General features: G+C 36.3%; 21 protein-coding genes and 2 pseudogenes. All 23 read left to right on the top strand.

The window, feature by feature from the left end; translation table 11 throughout:
• The first annotated feature begins 69 nt into the window (after window positions 1-69).
• Window positions 70-1,230: an ADP-forming succinate--CoA ligase subunit beta gene (gene sucC, locus A194_RS0103400; RefSeq protein WP_017185488.1), complete on the top strand. Its 1,161-nt coding sequence runs from the start codon at window positions 70-72 to the stop codon at window positions 1,228-1,230.
• 16 nt (window positions 1,231-1,246) lie between these two features.
• Window positions 1,247-2,149, top strand: coding sequence for a succinate--CoA ligase subunit alpha (gene sucD / locus A194_RS0103395; protein ID WP_017185487.1), 903 nt, complete (start codon window positions 1,247-1,249; stop codon window positions 2,147-2,149).
• A 74-nt stretch (window positions 2,150-2,223) separates the two neighbouring features.
• Window positions 2,224-3,105 carry a DNA-processing protein DprA gene (gene dprA, locus A194_RS0103390; RefSeq protein ID WP_017185486.1) on the top strand — a complete coding sequence of 294 codons (882 nt, stop codon included), beginning with the start codon at window positions 2,224-2,226 and terminating at the stop codon, window positions 3,103-3,105.
• 210 nt (window positions 3,106-3,315) lie between these two features.
• Window positions 3,316-5,393: pseudogene (gene topA, locus A194_RS17085) on the top strand (type I DNA topoisomerase).
• Window positions 5,394-5,683: 290 nt separating this feature from the next.
• Complete coding sequence (gene xerC, locus A194_RS0103380; protein WP_017185483.1) at window positions 5,684-6,583, top strand: tyrosine recombinase XerC; 900 nt, start codon at window positions 5,684-5,686, stop codon at window positions 6,581-6,583.
• Between the two features lie 17 nt (window positions 6,584-6,600).
• Complete coding sequence (gene hslV, locus A194_RS0103375) at window positions 6,601-7,167, top strand: ATP-dependent protease subunit HslV (protein WP_017185482.1); 567 nt, start codon at window positions 6,601-6,603, stop codon at window positions 7,165-7,167.
• Window positions 7,164-8,552: an ATP-dependent protease ATPase subunit HslU gene (gene hslU, locus A194_RS0103370; RefSeq protein WP_017185481.1), complete on the top strand. Its 1,389-nt coding sequence runs from the start codon at window positions 7,164-7,166 to the stop codon at window positions 8,550-8,552. Before hslV ends, hslU begins: the two co-directional genes overlap by 4 nt.
• Window positions 8,553-8,563: 11 nt before the next feature.
• Window positions 8,564-9,343 carry a GTP-sensing pleiotropic transcriptional regulator CodY gene (gene codY, locus A194_RS0103365; RefSeq protein ID WP_017185480.1) on the top strand — a complete coding sequence of 260 codons (780 nt, stop codon included), beginning with the start codon at window positions 8,564-8,566 and terminating at the stop codon, window positions 9,341-9,343.
• A gap of 463 nt (window positions 9,344-9,806) precedes the next feature.
• Window positions 9,807-10,187: a flagellar basal body rod protein FlgB gene (gene flgB, locus A194_RS0103360; protein WP_017185479.1), complete on the top strand. Its 381-nt coding sequence runs from the start codon at window positions 9,807-9,809 to the stop codon at window positions 10,185-10,187.
• A 2-nt stretch (window positions 10,188-10,189) separates the two neighbouring features.
• Window positions 10,190-10,645 (top strand): flagellar basal body rod protein FlgC, encoded by a 456-nt coding sequence (gene flgC, locus A194_RS0103355; protein ID WP_017185478.1) that lies wholly within the window; start codon window positions 10,190-10,192, stop codon window positions 10,643-10,645.
• 11 nt (window positions 10,646-10,656) lie between these two features.
• A complete protein-coding gene (gene fliE / locus A194_RS0103350; protein WP_017185477.1) occupies window positions 10,657-10,971 on the top strand; it encodes a flagellar hook-basal body complex protein FliE in 315 nt (104 codons plus the stop codon).
• Between the two features lie 46 nt (window positions 10,972-11,017).
• A complete protein-coding gene (gene fliF, locus A194_RS0103345) occupies window positions 11,018-12,595 on the top strand; it encodes a flagellar basal-body MS-ring/collar protein FliF (RefSeq protein ID WP_017185476.1) in 1,578 nt (525 codons plus the stop codon).
• Window positions 12,596-12,609: 14 nt separating this feature from the next.
• The gene (gene fliG / locus A194_RS0103340) at window positions 12,610-13,623 is read left to right on the top strand and encodes a flagellar motor switch protein FliG (RefSeq protein WP_017185475.1); all 1,014 of its coding nucleotides are present in this window, start codon (window positions 12,610-12,612) and stop codon (window positions 13,621-13,623) included.
• Window positions 13,616-14,350, top strand: a complete 735-nt coding sequence (fliH, locus tag A194_RS17080) for a flagellar assembly protein FliH (RefSeq protein WP_157783021.1) — start codon at window positions 13,616-13,618, stop codon at window positions 14,348-14,350. The genes fliG and fliH overlap by 8 nt, the downstream gene beginning before the upstream one ends.
• 17 nt (window positions 14,351-14,367) lie before the next feature.
• Window positions 14,368-15,692, top strand: a pseudogene (fliI, locus tag A194_RS17075) (flagellar protein export ATPase FliI).
• The gene (gene fliJ / locus A194_RS0103325) at window positions 15,689-16,129 is read left to right on the top strand and encodes a flagellar export protein FliJ (RefSeq protein ID WP_017185473.1); all 441 of its coding nucleotides are present in this window, start codon (window positions 15,689-15,691) and stop codon (window positions 16,127-16,129) included. Before fliI ends, fliJ begins: the two are co-directional and overlap by 4 nt.
• 8 nt (window positions 16,130-16,137) lie before the next feature.
• Window positions 16,138-16,716 (top strand): magnesium transporter MgtE N-terminal domain-containing protein, encoded by a 579-nt coding sequence (locus tag A194_RS0103320; RefSeq protein ID WP_017185472.1) that lies wholly within the window; start codon window positions 16,138-16,140, stop codon window positions 16,714-16,716.
• Window positions 16,717-16,747: 31 nt separating this feature from the next.
• Window positions 16,748-18,019, top strand: coding sequence for a flagellar hook-length control protein FliK (locus A194_RS0103315; RefSeq protein ID WP_017185471.1), 1,272 nt, complete (start codon window positions 16,748-16,750; stop codon window positions 18,017-18,019).
• Between the two features lie 2 nt (window positions 18,020-18,021).
• Window positions 18,022-18,483: a flagellar hook assembly protein FlgD gene (gene flgD, locus A194_RS0103310; RefSeq protein ID WP_017185470.1), complete on the top strand. Its 462-nt coding sequence runs from the start codon at window positions 18,022-18,024 to the stop codon at window positions 18,481-18,483.
• Entirely contained in the window at window positions 18,476-18,853 is a 378-nt protein-coding gene (locus A194_RS0103305; RefSeq protein WP_017185469.1) for a TIGR02530 family flagellar biosynthesis protein, read from the top strand. The genes flgD and A194_RS0103305 overlap by 8 nt, the downstream gene beginning before the upstream one ends.
• A 102-nt stretch (window positions 18,854-18,955) precedes the next feature.
• Window positions 18,956-19,843, top strand: a complete 888-nt coding sequence (gene flgG, locus A194_RS0103300) for a flagellar basal body rod protein FlgG (protein WP_017185468.1) — start codon at window positions 18,956-18,958, stop codon at window positions 19,841-19,843.
• Window positions 19,844-19,885: 42 nt separating this feature from the next.
• Entirely contained in the window at window positions 19,886-20,113 is a 228-nt protein-coding gene (locus A194_RS0103295; protein WP_017185467.1) for a flagellar FlbD family protein, read from the top strand.
• Window positions 20,091-20,398, top strand: a 308-nt coding sequence (locus A194_RS0103290; protein WP_157783020.1) for a flagellar basal body-associated FliL family protein, incomplete at its 3' end; no start/stop codon positions are given. The genes A194_RS0103295 and A194_RS0103290, both read left to right, overlap by 23 nt.

Here is a 20,398-nt window from a genome sequence, read left to right as displayed (position 1 = left end):
GTATAATAAACAAGGTGTGGTTTTAATTAATTAGTATATTGCAGTGACTTTTTGATGGGAGGATGTAACATGAACATTCATGAGTACCAAGCGAAGGAAATTTTCCGTTCTTACAACGTTGCTGTACCTAATAGTAAAGTAGCGTTCTCTGTTGATGAAGCAGTAGATGCGGCTAAAGAATTAGGTTCAAGCGTATCAGTTGTAAAAGCGCAGATTCACGCTGGTGGGCGTGGTAATGCTGGCGGTGTAAAAATCGCTAAGAACTTAGACGAAGTACGTGACTATGCTAACGAAATTTTAGGCAAAACATTAGTCACTCACCAAACAGGACCAGAAGGTAAAGAGGTTAAGCGCCTTTTAATCGAAGAAGGTTGTGACATTCAAAACGAATATTACTTAGGTCTTGTTTTAGACCGCGCAACTTCCCGCGTTGTAATGATGGGATCTGAAGAAGGTGGAACTGAAATCGAAGAGGTTGCAGAAGAAACACCTGAAAAGATCTTCAAAGAAGTAATTGACCCAGTGACTGGTCTTACTCCTTTCCAAGCTAGACGTTTAGCTTTCAATTTAAACATTCCTGATGAGTTACTAGGTAAAGCAGTTAAATTCATGATGAGCTTATATCAACTATTTGTTGAAAAAGATTGCTCAATCGCAGAAATTAACCCACTTGTAACAACTGGTGACGGTGAAGTATTAGCATTAGACGCTAAGTTAAACTTCGATGATAACGCACTATTCCGTCATAAGGACATTGTTGAGTTCCGTGACTTAGATGAGGAAGATGATAAAGAAATCGAAGCATCTAAGCATGACTTAAGCTATATCGCTTTAGACGGTAATATCGGTTGTATGGTTAACGGCGCAGGCCTTGCTATGGCAACGATGGATATTATTAAGCACTATGGCGGTGAACCAGCTAACTTCTTAGACGTAGGTGGCGGTGCAACTGCTGAAAAAGTTACTGAAGCATTCAAAATCATTTTGTCCGATGACAGTGTACAAGGAATATTAGTTAATATCTTCGGTGGTATCATGAAGTGTGACGTCATCGCTGAAGGTGTTGTTGAAGCTACGAAGCAAGTAGGTTTAGAAATTCCACTTGTAGTTCGTTTAGAAGGTACAAATGTTGAATTAGGTAAGAAGATTCTAGACGAATCAGGCTTAAACATCACATCAGCAGATTCAATGGCTGATGGTGCTGAGAAGATTGTATCTCTAGTAAAATAAGAAAGGACGGACTAAAATGAGCGTTTTTATTAATAAAGACACAAAAGTTATTGTTCAAGGTATTACTGGTGGAACAGCGCTTTTCCACACAAAGCAAATGCTTGAATATGGTACACAAATCGTCGGTGGTGTAACACCTAAAAAAGGCGGTACAGAAGTAGAAGGTGTACCTGTATTTAACACAGTTGACGATGCAGTACAAGAAACTGGCGCTAATGCTTCTGTTGTGTACGTACCTGCACCATTCGCTGCAGATGCGATCATGGAAGCAGTAGATGCAGAGTTAGACTTAGTTATCTGTATAACTGAACATATTCCAGTAATGGATATGGTTAAAGTTAAGCGTTACATGGAAGGTAAGAAAACACGCCTAGTAGGACCTAACTGCCCAGGCGTTATTACGCCAGAAGAATGTAAGATTGGTATTATGCCAGGATACATCCATAAGAAAGGACACATCGGTGTTGTTTCCCGCTCTGGTACATTAACTTATGAGGCTGTACATCAGCTGTCTGAGCAAGGTTTTGGCCAATCTACAGCTGTAGGTATTGGCGGAGACCCTGTAAACGGAACAGACTTCATTGATTCATTAAAAGCATTCAACGAAGACCCAGAAACGCATGCAGTTATTATGATCGGTGAGATTGGTGGTACTGCAGAAGAGGAAGCAGCTGAATGGGTTAATGATCATATGGACAAGCCAGTTGTAGGATTCATTGGTGGTGCAACAGCTCCTCCAGGAAAACGTATGGGTCACGCTGGTGCAATCATTTCAGGTGGTAAAGGTACAGCAGATGAAAAAATCCGTGTTATGAATGAGTGCGGTATTAAAGTTGCTCCTACACCATCAGATATGGGCGATACAATGATCGAAGTACTTAAAGAAAATGGTTTATACGACAAGTGTAAAACTCATTAATTAAATTTATTAAGTTGGGTTTAGGTTCTCCTAAGCCCAGCTTATTTAATAGAATCTATAGGGGGTGAACGCCCTTGAATGTTAAAGACTCATTAATCCTTTATATTCTTAGTCAATTTAAAGAAGTGAAACGAAGGCACTTATTCCAATACATCTCTGAGCATGATCACTTCGACAGTATTCTACAAGCAACACCACAAACCCTCTCAAAGCATTTAAACCTTTCATTAAAAATTTCTCACAAGATTTATGAAAAGCTACATGATGAAGCAAATAAGCGACTAATGTGGCAACAATTCAAACAAACCTCTGTTCTCACTTGGTTTGACTCACAATATCCTGAACCGTTTAGGTTGATCCCAGACCCTCCACTCGTTCTATACTACAAAGGTGACTTATCACTACTACATAGTCCAATGATTAGTGTTATTGGAACTAGAAAACCTTCACAGCAAGCTTATAGAAAGATCGATCGCATTTTAAACCCTTTAATTAATCAATCTCTAACGATAGTAAGTGGTTTAGCTGATGGTATTGACGGGATGAGTCATCAATATGCATTGGATCACGGAGGTAGAACAATAGCAGTTTTAGGATTTGGATTTAATCATATTTACCCCGCAAAACATCGCACTCTATTTCAATCTATTGCTGATAAAGGGTTGTTGCTCTCGGAATATCCACCACACCAAAAACCTCAAAAATGGCATTTTCCAGAACGTAATAGGCTAATAAGTGGTTTATCTCTTGGTACATTAATTATTGAGGCTGCAGAACGAAGTGGAACGTTAATAACGGCAGATCAAGCTTTAGAGCAAGGTAAAGAAGTGTTTGTTTTGCCAGATTCAATATTTTTAGAACAAGCTAAAGGTTGTCATTCATTATTAAAAGATGGTGCAACACCTGTTTTTACAGCGGATGATATTATCTTCAGTTTATCCACACAATTAGCTTGATTATATAAAAAAGTTTGCAACATTATATTTTTCGTGTATTGTATTAGACAAAATCATATTAGAAACATAAATTTTGTTGAACAATTTTTCGTATATAAGTTTGACAAACGATATTAAGTTATTTAATAATGAATGAGATTAATGGTTAACAGTTTTGTGAAACAAACATACAAAAAATAGAGAAATATACCTCGTAGGAGGAATTGATGAATGTCAGATTATTTAGTTATAGTAGAATCTCCAGCAAAAGCGAAAACAATTGAACGATACTTAGGGAAAAAATATAAAGTTAAAGCATCTATGGGACACGTTATTGACTTACCCAAAAGTCAAATGGGCGTTGATGTTGAGAATAACTTTGAGCCTCGCTATATTACCATTCGCGGTAAGGGGCCTGTTTTAAATGACTTAAAGAAATCAGCGAAAAAAGCAAAAAAAGTCTATCTCGCAGCCGACCCCGATCGCGAAGGTGAAGCGATTGCTTGGCACTTAGCACATAGTCTTGGTATTGAAGAAGGTGCCAAATGTCGCGTTGTGTTTAATGAAATTACGAAAGATGCTATTAAAGAATCATTTAAAGAACCACGAGAAGTGGATATGAATTTAGTTAATGCACAGCAAGCTAGACGTGTGTTAGATCGACTCGTCGGTTATAACATTAGTCCTTTATTATGGAAAAAAGTTAAAAAAGGATTAAGTGCTGGTCGTGTACAATCGGTCGCTGTTAAATTAATAATTGACCGTGAGAATGAAATTAAAAACTTTATCCCAGAAGAATACTGGTCGATTACAGGTGCTTTTACACATAAGCGTAGAAAGTTTGAAGCTAAATTTTATGGAACTGATGGCGATAAAGTAGATTTGAAAAATGATCAAGATGTACAGAAAGTGTTGGATCGTCTTGAAGGAGACGAATTTACTGTACAAAAAGTGAATAAACGTGAGCGAAGAAGAAATCCAGCTGCACCATTTACAACGTCATCACTTCAGCAGGAAGCGTTTCGTAAGTTGAATTTCCGTGCAAAAAAGACGATGATGGTTGCACAGCAGTTATACGAAGGAATCGACTTAGGTGGAAAAGATGGTACGACAGGTTTAATTACTTACATGAGAACAGACTCCACTCGTATATCAGATACTGCCAAAGGTGAAGCAGCTGATTTAATTAAAGCTAAATTTGGTGAAGATCATCTTGGGAAAAAACAAGGTAAAGCAAAGAAAGATGAACGTTCTCAAGATGCACACGAAGCGATACGACCAACAGTTATTCATAAAGACCCTCAGACAATTAAAGCGAGATTGTCTAATGATCAATATAAGCTTTATAAATTAATTTGGGATCGTTTTATTGCCAGTCAAATGGCTCCTGCTGTTCTAGACACAGTGACAGCACATTTAATGAACCAAGGTGTGGAATTTAGAGCAACAGGATCTCAAATTAAGTTCAAAGGTTTTATGGAGCTTTACATTGAAGGTAGTGACGATCAGAAAAAGGATGAACACAAAGTCCTTCCACCACTTGAGGAAGGAGAGAAAGTTAAAGCGAAAGATATTACACCTAATCAACACTTTACACAGCCACCTCCTCGATATACTGAGGCGAGACTTGTAAGAACCTTAGAAGAAAAAGGGATCGGAAGACCATCTACGTATGCACCGACGCTAGATACGATTCAACGTAGAGGGTATGTAGCGTTAGATAACAAGAGATTTGTGCCTACGGAGCTTGGGACAATTGTAATTGAATTGTTAGAACAGTACTTCCCAGAAATTATAAACGTTAAGTTCACTGTAGAAATGGAAAATAATCTTGACGGTGTAGAAGAAGGTGGTCAACAGTGGCGTAACATTATTGACAACTTTTACAAAGATTTTCAAAAGCGTTAGATAGAGCAGAAGAAGAAATTGAAAAGATTGAAGTAAAAGATGAACCAGCTGGTGAAGACTGTGAGAAATGTGGTCACGAAATGGTTTACAAGATGGGGCGTTACGGCAAGTTTTTAGCTTGTTCAAACTTCCCAGACTGTCGAAATACTAAGCCAATTCTTAAAGAAATAGGCGTTAAATGCCCTAGCTGTAAAGATGGTAATATAGTTGAGCGTAAAAGCAAGAAGAGACGTACATTTTACGGTTGCGACCAATATCCAGAATGTGAATTTGTATCTTGGGATAAACCGATCGAACGTCCTTGCCCTAAATGTTCTTCCTTACTCGTTGAGAAGAAACAGAAAAAAGGTGTTCAAGTTAAATGTACAGAATGTGATTATGCTGAAAGCGTACAACAATAGTAGGTTATTAAAAGGTGAGCTAACAAAAGTTGGCTCATCTTTTTAATTATTACAAATTTTTAAATTAAAATTGAATATTTTGTATACAATTTGTGAAACATGTAGATAGTTAAGGTACCAAAATTGACACACAATTTTTATTCTTATACAATTTACGTTTGGTAGGACTAGAATGTTCACTAAGCCCATAGCCCCATTACTAAAATATTTATGACATATATGTGAAAATTGTTGTATTATTCCGAAAAGTTTGATAAAATTTAATCGTTTTAGTAGTGGAGGGATATGAAGTGAATACAGATCATTTAATCGATCAATTTAGACAGTTTTTAATCGTAGAAAGAAATGCCTCCCCGCATACAGTCAATCAATATGTCGCTGATCTTCAACAGTTCAATCAATTTTTATCTAGAGAGGTTATTAGCCATTTTAATGCTGTCAATTATTCCGATATAAGACTTTACTTAACTGAACTTTACAATTCTGGTTTATCTCGGGTTTCTGCTTCTAGAAAATTATCAAGTTTACGCACATTCTATTATTATTTAGAAAAAGAAAATATTGTAGAGCATAACCCGATTGAATATGTCTCAATGCCAAAAAGAGATAAGAAGATCCCTCAATTTTTTTATGCAGAAGAATTAGAGCGTCTATTTAATGTAGAAGACTGTAGTCAACCATTAGGTCAAAGAAACCAGGCATTAATTGAAATTCTTTATGCGACAGGGATTCGTGTTAGTGAATTAGTCCAAATAAAGTTAAAAGATTTTGATTATACGCTTGGTACAATTTTAGTTCACGGTAAAGGGAATAAAGAAAGATATGTTCCATTCGGAGCTTATGCTCAAACTGCAGTAAAAGAATACATTGAAGACGGTCGCAAAGAATTGATTTCCAAAAGCAAACAAGAGGTCGATCAGTTATTTATTAACTTTCGTGGTACACCTCTTACTGATGAAGGTGTCAGATACATACTAAATGACATGATGAAGAGAGCTGCACTAACAAGTTCAATTCACCCTCATAAATTACGCCATACCTTTGCAACTCATTTACTTAATGAAGGAGCAGATATGAGGTCTGTACAAGAAATGCTCGGGCACGAAAGTCTGTCTTCAACACAAATATATACACACGTAACTAAAGATTACTTACAAAATATTTATAACAATGCTCATCCACGAGCGTGAGGAAAGAGGGGATGACAATGGAGCAGTCATTTCATGCAACAACAATTTTTGCAGTTAGGCACAACGGTGAAGCAGCAATGACAGGTGATGGACAAGTGACGTTCGGAAACGCTGTTGTGATGAAACATAAAGCTAAAAAAGTTCGCAAATTATTTAACGGGCAAGTAGTTGCGGGCTTTGCTGGTTCGGTTGCTGATGCTTTCACTTTATTTGAGAAGTTTGAAGCTAATTTAGAGAAGTATAATGGCAACTTAAGTCGCTCTGCGGTTGAATTAGCTAAAGAGTGGCGAAGTGATAAAGTATTAAGGCGTTTAGAGGCGATGTTGATCGTCATGAACAAAGATCAAATGTTATTAGTGTCTGGTACAGGTGAAGTAATAGAGCCCGATGATGATATTTTAGCAATTGGATCAGGTGGTCACTATGCTTTAAGTGCTGGTCGAGCGCTTAAGCGATACAGTGAAAACCAAACGGCAGCAGAAATTGCTAAAGCAGCTCTTGAAATTGCTGGTGAAGTTTGTGTCTATACAAATAATGAAATAGTGTTAGAGACTTTGAATGACAAAGGAGACTCTCATTCATGAGTACAAAAGCAACGCCAAAACAAATAGTAGAACAATTAAATCGATACATTATTGGGCAATCTGATGCTAAAAAAGCTTTAGCTGTTGCGTTAAGAAATCGATATAGAAGAATGAAGTTATCTGATGACATGCGTGATGAAATTGTCCCTAAAAACATTTTGATGATCGGACCAACAGGGGTTGGTAAGACTGAATTGGCTCGTAGGTTAGCAAAATTAGTAGGGGCGCCGTTTACTAAAGTAGAAGCAACTAAGTTTACGGAAGTGGGCTATGTAGGAAGAGATGTTGAATCGATGGTTCGTGACTTAGTCGATACAAGTGTCAGAATGGTTCGTGAGGAGAAAATGCTAGAAGTTCAAACTCAAGCTCGTGAGTCAGCAAACCAACGTCTAGTAGAACTACTTGTTCCTGGTAAGAAAAAGCAAACACAAATGAAAAACCCACTTGAAATGTTTTTTAACCAGCAACCAGATCAAACGGATGATGATAATGAAGAAGAAGCTGATCATACAGACCGAAGAAGAAGAGTGAAGGAACAATTAGAACAAGGGCAACTTGAGGAACAAATTGTTTCGATAGAAGTAGAAGAACAACAATCGTCAATGTTTGACATGTTGCAAGGTTCGGGTATGGAACAAATGGGAATGAACATGCAAGATGCATTTAGCCAACTTATGCCGAAGAAGACGAAAAAGCGAAAGTTACCTGTTAAAGAAGCGCGCGAAGTCTTAACACAAGTTGAAGCAGAAAAATTAATCGATATGGATGAAGTTCATCAGCTCGCTATTGAACAAGCTGAACAATCAGGCATAATCTTTATTGATGAAATTGATAAAGTGTGTGGTAAAGATGAGAAACAAGCAAACGTTTCTCGTGAAGGCGTTCAGCGCGATATTTTACCGATTGTTGAAGGGTCAACGATTGTTACAAAATATGGGTCTGTCAAAACGGATTATATGTTATTTATAGCTGCAGGTGCATTCCATATGGCTAAACCGTCAGACCTTATCCCGGAATTACAAGGCCGATTCCCAATCAGAGTCGAGTTAAACAAATTATTAATCGAAGACTTTGTAAACATCTTAACAGAACCTTCTAATGCTATTATAAAGCAATATACAGCATTACTTGAAACTGAAGGGATTAATATTACTTTTACAGATGAAGCGATATACCGCATAGCGGAAATTGCGTATGAAGTAAACCAAGAAACAGACAATATCGGTGCTAGAAGGTTGCATACCATTATGGAAAAGTTATTAGAAGACCTTTCTTTTGAAGCACCAGAAATTATGATGGAAACGATCGAAATAACTAAAAATTATGTTGATGAAAAACTATCGACGATCGTTAAAAATAAAGATTTATCAGAGTATATCTTATAGGAGGAATTAAAATGAATTTATTAGAAAGAACAAGAGTAATTAATGCAATGTTACAAAAGACGCAAGGAAAGGCTGTTAATTTCAATGATATGTCAGGAACACTAAGGGATGTTATTGAAGCAAACACCTTCGTATTAAGCCGTAAAGGTAAACTATTAGGGTTTGCAGTTAAACAAGAGATTGAAAACGAAAGAATGAAATCGATGTTAGAAGAAAGACAATTTCCAGAAGAGTATACGAATAACCTATTTAATATCAATGAAACAACAGCTAATATTGATATAAATAGCGAGTATACGGCATTCCCAGTTGAAAATAAAGAGCTATTCAAAAATGGTTTAACAACGATCACGCCAATTATTGGTGGTGGTGAGCGTTTAGGTACATTAATTCTAAGCCGTATCGAAGAATCATTTGATAATGATGATCTTTTATTAGCTGAGTATGGTGCGACAGTAGTTGGGATGGAGATTCTTCATCAAAAGACTGAACAAATTGAAGAAGAAGCTCGTAGTAAAGCAGTTGTTCAAATGGCTATTAATTCACTATCATACAGTGAGCTTGAAGCGATTGAACACATCTTTAACGAATTAGATGGCAATGAAGGTCTATTAGTAGCTAGTAAAGTAGCTGACCGTGTTGGAATTACACGTTCAGTAATTGTAAATGCACTTCGTAAATTAGAAAGTGCAGGTGTTATTGAGTCACGTTCATTAGGTATGAAAGGAACGTATATTAAAGTGTTAAATGACAAGTTTTTAGTAGAACTTGAGAAGATTAACATTATGTAATAAACATTAAGAGGTGCTGAAGTGCACCTCTTTTTTTACGTTAATCATATTAAGTGGTCAGCTGTGAATTACGGTGTTGTAAAAAACTACATTTTTAATATTTTAAATAAAATAAAGCCCGAACGAATTCAAACTTTTTCGTTCGGGCTTTCTTGTGCATTAACTAATTAATATGATGTGATTTTTACAAAACGATAATACACTTACTTATGTTCTTTACGAACTCCGAAATTCATCTTTAGCTTCCATAAAAAGAAGCAGAAGATCTCAATACTATATAATGGAATAACATTATGACTTTATGACTAGGTCAAAAGTACAAAAATTGCTTTATATCGACATAATAATCAAAATGTTTAGAGGAGTTGTGTCATTTTTTGCGAATTTATGTAATAATATAAGAAAAATATAACAATCTCTAATCTATACATTTCGTAAGAAATAATTAAAAGGTGGGGGTCGAATGAATTTATTTGGTGGGACAATCCAAAACTTACAAAAAGGTCTTGATTATTCAGCCGTAAAAAACCAAACGATTGGTCATAATATAGCGAATGTAGATACACCAAATTATAAAGCAAAACAAGTATCATTTAAGGACCACTTAGAATCTGCTGGCTTTGAAGCAAAAAGGACAAATGATCGCCATTTGACCTTTTCTAATGTAGACCGTCCTTATTCTGTTACTGCACGACAGGATGTTACATATAACAATAATGGTAACAGTGTTGATATAGATCGAGAAATGAGTGAGCTAGCTAAAAATCAACTTTATTACGAAGCGCTAACTGAAAGAATAAACGGTAAATTTAATTCTATTAAATCAGTAGTAGGAGGTAGATAACTTTGACGATTTTTCATGGAATGAATACAAATGCAAGTGCTCTAACAGCTAATCGGTTTAAGATGGATGTCGTTTCTTCAAATCTAGCAAATGCCGATACGACAAGAGCTCAATTGAACGAAGATGGAGAATGGGAACCTTATCGTAGAAAGCTAGTTTCGACAGAACCTAGAGATGCTAATTTTAATTCATTTTTACAAAAATCGATGAACAGGTCGAGCAACCCAGGTTCAGGTGTGTCAGTGCGTTCGATTGAAGAAGATCAAAGCCCGTTTGAGCAAGTTTATAATCCATCACACCCTGATTCTGATGAAAATGGTTATGTACAAATGCCAAATGTTGATCCATTAAAAGAAATGTTAGATTTAATGTCAACGTCAAGGTCATACGAAGCTAATGTAACTGCCTTGAATGCATCTAAAGGTATGTTAATGAAATCACTTGAAATTGGAAGGTAAGGTGATCAAATTTGAAACCAATTGAGTCTAATTTATTCTCAACGGGCATGAAACAAATAGCATCAAGTAGTAGTGAAGGCAATACAGCAACAGCTAGTGAAGTTCAGCAAAGTTTTGCGAACGAACTCAAAAATGCCATTAACGAAGTAAACAAAACACAACAAGAGTCAAATGCACAAACTAACGCACTTGTTAATGGAGAGGCACAAGACCTACATAATGTTATGATTTCTGCAGAAAAAGCAAGTGTAACTTTGCAGACAGCAACTGAAATACAAAATAAAGCGGTTGAAGCTTACCAAAAAGTTATGAGAATGCAACTATAATATATAAAGCTAAACTATGAAGTTTTTCTGAAGTCGGAGGACTACAATGAATGAGACAGTGCAACAATACCGAAATAAAATAACCGAATTTTGGCAGACGAGAACAAACCCTCAAAAGTCACTCTTGATAGGAGGTGCGCTTGCATTACTTGTCTTATTAATCTCAATAACAGTGTTTGCGAGCTCACCTAAAATGGTTCCGTTATATAGCAACTTAAGTTTAGAAGAAGCTGGTGAACTCCGTGATGAATTGCAAAGTAGAGGAGTATCACATGAGATTGAACATGGTGGCACGACAATATTAGTGCCAGAAAGTCAATCTGATGAGTTGTTGGTCGAGTTGGCAGCTCAAGGAATGCCAAACAGCGGAAATATTGACTATTCCTTCTTTAGTGAGAACGTATCTTGGGGGATGACGGATGAAGAAAGACAAATCATTGAGCTGGATGCTCTTCAGACAGAATTGTCCAATCTAATCAGTAACATTTCTGGTATATCTGATGCCAATGTTTTAATCAACCAAGCTCAAGAAACAGTTTTTGTAGCAGACGATGTTGGAGACTCTTCTGCATCGATTGTGATAAACACCGAATATGGTCAAAACTTTGATCAAAATCAAGTACAAAGCCTTTATCACTTAGTTTCACGGGCTGTTCCAAACTTAGAGCCAGAAAATATCGTAATCATGAACCAACACTTTGAGTATTATGATTTGGAAAATACATCAGGTGGCGCAACGAATACATATGCACAACATCAAGAAGTTAGAAAAGATATAGAACGTGACATACAAAGAAGAGTTCAACAACTTCTTGGAACGATGATCGGTCAAGAGAAAGTAGTCGTGTCAGTTACATCTGATATTGACTTCTCTCAAGAAAATAGAGTTGAAGAAATTGTTGAACCTGTAGATATGGATACGATGGAAGGATTACCAGTTAGCGTTGACCGAGTAACTGAAACGTATGCTGGATATGATGGTTCAGGCTTAGTTGATGGCGAAGCAGACGTACCTAACTTGCCAGCAGTTATAGAAGACGGTGAAGAAGTTACGCAATACGAGAATGTTCGTGAAACTATTAACAATGAATTTAACCGAGCTAGAAGCGAAATTGTAGAAAGCCCTTATGAAATTAGAGATTTAGGAATCCAAGTGGCGGTTGATAATACAGTTGAAGAAGGCGGGGAAATTATCCAGCTTTCAGAACAAGAGCAATTGGCGGTTGAAGAAGATATTCAATCGATTTTAGCTTCAATAATTCAAACGTCAGTCCCAGGGGATGCAGAAGTAATAGAGCCTGCGGATAAAGTGTCAATTGTCTTTCAAGAGTTTTCAGGAGTACCAGACTTTGAAAGCCCTACAACACCAATTCCAACTTGGTTATACATTTTAGGGGCAATTATGATATTAATTATTATCGTTCTATTCTTCATGCTTGTTCGAAATAAAAATGAAGATGGAGCTACGGAAGTTGTTGAGGAGCAACACGAAACAACAGATGTTGATTACTCGATAGAACAAGTAGAGACAGAATCAGATGTTAGAAGGAAACAACTTGAACAAATGGCGAAAGAAAAACCAGAAGATTTTGCAAAACTATTACGTTCGTGGATTGATGAGTAAGGGAGGAGATTATATTGACGGCACAAAAAAGGGATTTATCAGGTAAGCAGAAAGCAGCAGCACTCCTCATCTCATTAGGGCCAGATGTATCAGCTGAAGTCTACAAACATTTAACAGAAGAAGAAATTGAAGAATTAACATTAGAGATTTCATCAGTTAAAAAAGTCGATTCAACACAAAAAGATGAAATCATGGACGAATTTCACCAAATAGCGATAGCGCAAGATTATATTGCTCAAGGTGGTATTAATTATGCTAAAACAGTTTTAGAAAAAGCTTTAGGTGATGAGCAAGCTAATAAGATTGTTGAACGCCTAACATCCACATTACAAGTAAGACCTTTTGATTTTGCTAGAAAAGCAGATCCAAACCAAATATATAACTTTATTCAAAATGAACATCCTCAAACGATAGCTTTAGTTTTATCGTATTTGGAGCCAGAGCAAGCATCGCAAATTCTATCTGCGTTACCCGAGGATGATCAATCTGACATAGCTAGAAGAGTTGCGGTTATGGATTCTACATCACCTGACATCGTTAATGAAGTTGAGCATCTATTAGAAAAGAAACTTTCAACAACCGTAACTCAAGATTACACCGAAACAGGTGGTGTTGAATCGATCGTCAATATACTTAACAGTGTTGACCGAACGACTGAACGTACTATTTTAGATGATCTAGAGATTCAAGACCCTGAATTAGCTGAAGAAATTAAGAAGAGAATGTTTGTATTTGAAGATATTGTCACATTAGATAACCGTGCAATTCAAAGAATTATTCGTGACACTGAAAATGAAGATTTAATGCTAGCTTTAAAAGTTGCTAGTGATGAGGTGAAAGACGTTCTCTTCAAAAATATGTCTGCTCGAATGTCAGAGACGATGAAAGAAGAAATTGACTTTATGGGTCCTGTACGCTTGAAAGATGTAGAGGAAGCACAAACAAGGATCGTTGGTACCATTCGACGATTAGAAGAGATGGGAGAAATTGTAATCGCTCGTGGTGGAGGTGATGACATCATTGTCTAATCTATACCAATCTACAACAGTCGTTAAACCTAAAACTATACAAGTAAAACCTATTGGTCAATCTGTAGAAGCGCATGTTGAGAATAACCATGAAGACTTGCACCAAAAAATAACGGACAAGCTAAACGCAGCGGACGAGAAACTTAAGCAAGCTGAGGATGAAGCGAACAATTTAATTGAACAAGCTCAACAACAAATTTCAACAGAAAAAGAACAGTTAGAAATAGAAAAGGAAGAAGTCTTCGATAGAGCATCACAGAAAGGTTACGATGAAGGTTATCAATTAGGGCAACAAACAGCAGAACAAGATTATGCTGAGTTAATTAATCAAGCTGAAGAGATTATAAGTCGATCTAAACAAGATTACCAAAACCAATTGCAATCAGCTGAGACTGACATTTTGAAAATTGCATTAGAAGCTGCAGAAAAAATAATTCAAACAAAGTTAGATGAAAATCCAGAAGTTTTTAAACATTTAGTGAAAAGTGTAATAGACGAAGTGTCTGACCAAGAAGAAATAAAAGTTTATGTCCATGTCAGTCAATATAAACTTCTATTAGAGCACAAAGAGGATTTATTGTCACTTATGAATGGTGAACATACATTATCTATTTATCCAAAAAAAGAATTAAATAGAAATGACTGCATTATTGAGACGAAAAACGGACAAATCGATACTTCAATCGATACTAAATTAAGTCAGCTCAAAAATGTTTTGGGAACATGAGAAGGAGTATATGACGAGTGAGTATTGAACACGTACTGGAACAAATAAAACAAGCGGATATTGTTAAGCGTTATGGACGTGTTAATCGAAGCGTAGGTCTTTTAATTGAATCAAAAGGCCCTGAAGCGAACATAGGTGATGTTTGCTACATATATACCGACCGGTCCAAAAGAGACTATGTTAAAGCTGAAGTTGTAGGCTTTCAAGACCAACATGTTTTATTAATGCCTTATGAACAAACTAATATGATTGGACCTGATAGCTTAGTAGAATCATCAAATCGTTCATTAACAGTTGAAGTTGGAGAACAACTAATAGGTAGAGTGTTAAATGGATTAGGGGAACCGATTGATCATCAAAACATTCCTTCTGGTTTGGAGCCATATGGAGTTGAGAGTGAACCACCTAATCCGCTTAACAGGCCTCCAATAGATGAAATAGTTTCAACTGGCATTAAAGCAATTGATAATTGTGTAACGGTTGGGCGTGGACAAAGAATGGGGATTTTTGCTGGAAGTGGTGTTGGTAAAAGTACTCTACTAGGGATGCTAGCTAAAAATAGTGATGCTGAAGTAAATGTTTTTGCATTGCTTGGTGAACGCGGACGTGAAGTGAGAGAGTTCATTGAACATGAACTTGGTGAAGAAGGATTAAAACGGTCCATTATAGTCGTTGCGACATCAGATCAGCCAGCATTACAAAGGATAAAAGGTGCTTATACAGCGACTGCTATTAGTGAGTATTTCCGTGACCAAGGATACCACGTTAACTTAATGATGGATTCTCTTACAAGAATTGCGATGGCCCAACGTGAATTAGGTCTAGCAAGTGGTGAACCGCCAACAACTAAAGGTTATACACCGAGTGTTTTTGCTCTTTTACCTAGCTTTTAGAAAGAACTGGCCCTGGAGAGAAGGGGAGTATAACAGCTTTTTATACGGTATTGGTAGATGGGGACGACATGGATGAACCCATTTCAGACGCTGTAAGAGGATTACTTGATGGACATTTAGTTTTAGATCGACAATTGGCAGAACAAGGTCAATACCCAGCGATTAATATAATGAAATCAGTTAGTCGCCTAATGCAAAAAATTGTAAGTCAAGAGCATTTACAGCTTAGTCATCATGTCCGTTCATTAATTGCTACATTTGAAGAGAATAAAGAATTAATTCAGATTGGTGCATATAAAAAAGGATCATCAGCAAAAGTTGATGAAGCAATTTACTACCAACCTAAAATTATGGAGTTTTTGGCTCAACCGATGACTGAGTCTATTAAATTGGATGATAGTTTTAATCAGTTAAAACAAATATTTAAACAGAATGGTGATGCTCAGTGAGTGATCTAAAGACGTATGAAAAAATGCTACAAATTAAAGAAGATGAAATGGATCAAACACAAAAACAGTATAACCTTGCTGTTGAGCATTTTGAATCTGAAGCAACGAAACTATATGAGTTGCTTAAATCAAAAGAAAACTTTGAAGGTCAATACGAAAGTCAACTTTCAAAAGGTGTTTCAATTGCTTATTTAAATAACTTTCATCACTATTTTGAAACGATACAGCAAATGGAAAGTAACTTACAGAACAAAGTGCATCAAGCTAGAGTCAACATGTATAAAAAACAAGAAGCTGTTGAAGAAGCTTATCGTGAGTTGAAAAAGTTTGAAAAGCTAAAGGAAAAAAAGCTGCAAAAACAAAGGTTACTTAACAAACAGATTGAAGCATCTTTTATAGATGAAATAGCAGTTCAACAATATTCAAGAGCTAAATAGGTGATGAGATGGCTAAAGAACATAGGTATGAAGAGAAAAATAATAAGTGGCAATGGTTTATATACGTTATTGTAATACCAATTGTATTTGCTATTACTTTAGTGATGGTCGTAACAACAATAGCTGGTATTAATCCTTTCCAAGCTATGCAGGAATATGGCAGTAAAGTCCCTGTCGTTTCATCATTTATAGACGATCCAGAAGAAGAACGTTTGCAAGAGGAAATCGCAAGTTATGAAGCTACTATCCAAGATCAAGAAGCTACTATACATGATTTAGAGTCTCAATTAACAACTAAAGATCAAGAACTTGATAATTTAACAGAAGAGATTAATACGTTGCAGCAACAGCTAGAATCACAAGAACAAACAAGATTATCTCAGTCAGAAGCAGTTGAAAAGCTAACGAGATCATTTTCTGAAATGGTTGCAAGTCATGCAGCTGACATCATTGTTGAAATGGAAACCGAAATTGCATTAGACGTCTTGGAAGAGTTAAACGATGATGAGCGTGGTGAAATTCTTAGCGAAATGGATTCAGAAACTGCAGCAAGCTTTACTAACTCACTAATTCAACGTTCCAACTAACTAGAGCGATTACTTGAAAGGGGGTGAAAAGATGAACGGGATGATGGCATTGATGCCAATGATGCAACCTCAAAACTTTACTAAGCAAAATGCGGTTAAACAACAAGAGTCTACCGATTTCAAAAACTTTTTAGATCATAAGTTTGCCGACTCTTTGGAAGGAATTAATTTAGAACTGTTAGATGGAGAGTTATTATCTGAATCAGATCTTGTTGAATTGTTAGCTCAACTAACAGAATTAATAGAAGATGGCGAGATTAACTTAGGTGATATAGTATCTTCTTTATCTTCTGATGAAATTGAGCAAATGCTTAATAGTTTAGAGGAGTTGCTTACGGAGAAATCTGGTATTTTAGATGATCTAGATTATGATCTACTTGATACTTTGGGTGAGCTTTTAGCTGAAATGCATTTTGAGCTACAAGACAACGTGAAGAATGAGAGCAACGACTTTAATATGCTAGATCTATCAATGAATAATCAACTTACAATTCAAGGCGGGGCCGCGCAAGCAAATGACGTATTTAAACAGTTAGAGCAAGTTGAACGTATGCTTTCACGGGTTGTTGCTAACTTAGTTGGTCACCAACAAGTAAACCAACAAGGACAAAATCAATTAAATGAAAGATGGTCTCAACTAGTACAACAAATAAAGAGTAAAGTTGAAAACAACACAAACTTACAAAACCAGCAAACGAGCCAACATTCCATTAACTCAATTAAACAGTTATTGCCTGGCTTGTTAAGTCAGAGGAATAGTGGATCAGAACAATCTAGTATGTTGCATAGAAATGGCGACTTTAACTTTGAGCAGTTAAATATGTCTAAATTAGAGCAGTTTACAGTTCATGTATCACGAGCCAACAATAGTCAGTCTAGTCAAATGAGTAATCAACAACAAATTATAGAGCAACTACAGAAGATTATTCAGTCAACTCAGTTTGGTCGAGCAAATGGTACAAACAACTTAACTATTCAACTTAAGCCAGCTAACTTAGGCCAAATGACATTACAATTTACACAAATTGATGGACACATGGCAGTTAAAATATCTGTGATGTCTACTGCTGCAAAAGAGATGCTAGAAAGTAATTTGAATCAATTACGACACTTGTTTCATCCAAACCAAGTTGTCATTGAACGTCAAGTAGACCAGACAAACACTGATTTTACAAAACAACAGTTAAAAGATGACAGCGAAGAGTCAGATGAGCAACTTTATGAAGATGACAAAGAAGAGGGACAACAAGAAGAAAATCCTTCCGTTGATTTTAAAGATTATTTATTCCAAGAGGAGGTGTAGTAGTGAAAATAGATGAATCATTAATGTTAAATCAACAGACGCAATCACGTCAGACTAATAATGATGAACTTGGTCGAGATGCGTTTTTACAAATTCTAATGACACAACTAACAAACCAGAATCCATTAGACCCAATGGATGACAAAGATTTTATTGCACAAATGGCAACCTTCTCTCAACTAGAGCAAATGACAAATATGGCTAGTGACTTTTCTGGATTTATGGAAAACCAAAGTTACTCCAACTTCTTGCAATATTCGAACTTAATTGGCCAAGCTGTAAATTACAGTGAATATAGTAATGATGGAGATTTAGAAGAAGAATTAAGTGCAGTTGTTCAATCGGTTAGAAAAGAAGATGACGGCATTATCATTTCTTTAGATAATGGTGAGGAAATAAGTGCTGAAGATGTCACTCAAATCGGACAAGTGAACGTAGATGGTGAAGGTGATTCAAATGAATAAAATAAACCCTGGATTACATCAACAACCTTTATCAATTACGAATGCAAATACAAAGCCGAAAAGTAAACCTGTTCAAGGTGAGTCATTTAAAACTGTCTTTGAAAATGTATCTAACGAAGGCGTAAAAGTAAGTAAGCATGCACAAAAACGTATGGATGAACGGAATATCCAAATTAGTGAAAAGCAGTGGGAACAAATTGAACAAAAAATGACGGAAGCTAAAGAAAAAGGCGTTACAGATTCAGCCGTAGTTTTGTCTGACGCTATATTACTTGCTAGTACAAAAAATGAAACGATTATAACAGCAATGGATCGTCAGGAAGCGACTGGTCATTTATTTACAAACGTAAACGGAACGATTGTTTTATAAAGTTTTATAAACAAATTGGCTGGACCGAGAGGAAGCCAACAGAACTGCTGAACGACAGAAGCAGTAATATTAAAGTATTTTAAATCGAAAGGATGAAGCTTAATGCTACGTTCAATGTATACAGGTATTTCGGGTATGAATGGTTTCCAAAACAAGTTAGATGTTGTTTCAAATAATATCGCCAATGTTAACACATTTGGTTATAAGAAAGGTCGCCAAACTTTTTCGGATTTAATGAGTCAAACAACACAAGGCGCTACTGGACCAGTAGGGGATGGACAACTAGGTGGTCGTAACCCGATGCAAGTCGGTCTAGGTTCAAATACAGGAAGTATTGACAATATTCATACTCAAGGTAATCGTCAAACGACAGATCGACCATTAGACTTGGCGATTGAAGGCGACGGTATGTTTGTTTTAGCTGAAAGAACTAACACTGCAGGAGATGTTGAAGATAGTGAAGTGAACCTTGATTTCGATGATGGTGACCAAATTAACTTTACTCGTGCGGGTAACTTTTATTTAGATGAAGAAGGATATATTGTTAACGCAAATGGCCAATATCTAGTAGGTAATGTTGACGGTGAATCAGGAAGAATTAATATTCCTAATGGAGCTCAAAGCTTTAACATTGGTGCTGACGGTTCTGTTAATTATGTTTCAGAAGAAGGAAATGCTGAAGAAGCAGGACAAGTTATGTTAGCTAATTTTTCTAACCCTGAAGGCTTAGAGAAGGTTGGTGGAAATAACTATAGTAACACTGCAAACGCTGGCCTAATGGAAGATTTAGACGGTCAGATTGATTTCTTGAATGTTCCTGGTCAAGGCGGTACAGGCAACCTTTATGCTGGTGCTCTTGAAATGTCGAACGTTGACCTTGCTGAAGAGTTTACAGAAATGATCACTTCACAAAGAGGGTTCCAAGCCAATACCCGTGTCATTACAACATCCGATGAAATCCTTCAAGAGTTAGTTAACTTAAAACGATAAAAGGAGGAAGGGGCTAACTTTGCTTAGCCCCCAATTCATCATATGATAACAGTAACAAGACTGAACGGTGAACCGTTTGTCCTTAACGCTTTATACATAGAAAAGGTACAAGCATTACCAGATACGACTATTTCGTTAGCAAACGGAAAAACTTATTTTGTTCAAGAATCAGTGGATACGATTATTCAACGTTCAACAGATTATTATAAAAATATTGGATTAATAGATCTCCATACGAAGGTAGTTGATGAAGATGACAAAACCAATTAAGGTTATGCTTACCACTTTAATCTCTCTAACTATTATTGGAATAGTAGCTATAATTTTGTTGATATATGTAGATTTTGATGAGAGGGTAGATGGTGAAAGAACGATTAGTGAAATGGCCGATAGTTCATTCGTTACTAATGAAATTACAACCGATTTATCAGACGGAAGTTTTGTAAGAATCCAATTTAGAGTTGTAACAGATAACCAAAGTACTAGTGAGCAACTTCAAGAAGGTGAATACTTCATTATAAATGATGCGATTATTCAAAAGTTGACCGTTTTAGA

It is taken from the genome of Alkalibacillus haloalkaliphilus C5 (assembly GCF_000269905.1).
In the GTDB taxonomy this organism is placed as follows: Bacteria; Bacillota; Bacilli; order Bacillales; family Alkalibacillaceae; genus Alkalibacillus; species Alkalibacillus haloalkaliphilus_A.
Note: the sequence above shows the minus strand (reverse complement) of the source record. Positions and strands in the feature narration are given on the sequence as shown.

Coding starts and splice junctions, on each gene's coding strand:
- sucC (WP_017185488.1), top strand. CDS start 70: ATGAACATTCATGAGTACCAAGCGAAGGAAATTTTCCGTTCTTACAAC.
- sucD (WP_017185487.1), top strand. CDS start 1,247: ATGAGCGTTTTTATTAATAAAGACACAAAAGTTATTGTTCAAGGTATT.
- hslV (WP_017185482.1), top strand. CDS start 6,601: ATGGAGCAGTCATTTCATGCAACAACAATTTTTGCAGTTAGGCACAAC.
- hslU (WP_017185481.1), top strand. CDS start 7,164: ATGAGTACAAAAGCAACGCCAAAACAAATAGTAGAACAATTAAATCGA.
- codY (WP_017185480.1), top strand. CDS start 8,564: ATGAATTTATTAGAAAGAACAAGAGTAATTAATGCAATGTTACAAAAG.
- flgB (WP_017185479.1), top strand. CDS start 9,807: ATGAATTTATTTGGTGGGACAATCCAAAACTTACAAAAAGGTCTTGAT.
- fliF (WP_017185476.1), top strand. CDS start 11,018: ATGAATGAGACAGTGCAACAATACCGAAATAAAATAACCGAATTTTGG.
- A194_RS0103320 (WP_017185472.1), top strand. CDS start 16,138: ATGGCTAAAGAACATAGGTATGAAGAGAAAAATAATAAGTGGCAATGG.
- A194_RS0103315 (WP_017185471.1), top strand. CDS start 16,748: ATGAACGGGATGATGGCATTGATGCCAATGATGCAACCTCAAAACTTT.
- A194_RS0103305 (WP_017185469.1), top strand. CDS start 18,476: ATGAATAAAATAAACCCTGGATTACATCAACAACCTTTATCAATTACG.
- flgG (WP_017185468.1), top strand. CDS start 18,956: ATGCTACGTTCAATGTATACAGGTATTTCGGGTATGAATGGTTTCCAA.
- A194_RS0103295 (WP_017185467.1), top strand. CDS start 19,886: ATGATAACAGTAACAAGACTGAACGGTGAACCGTTTGTCCTTAACGCT.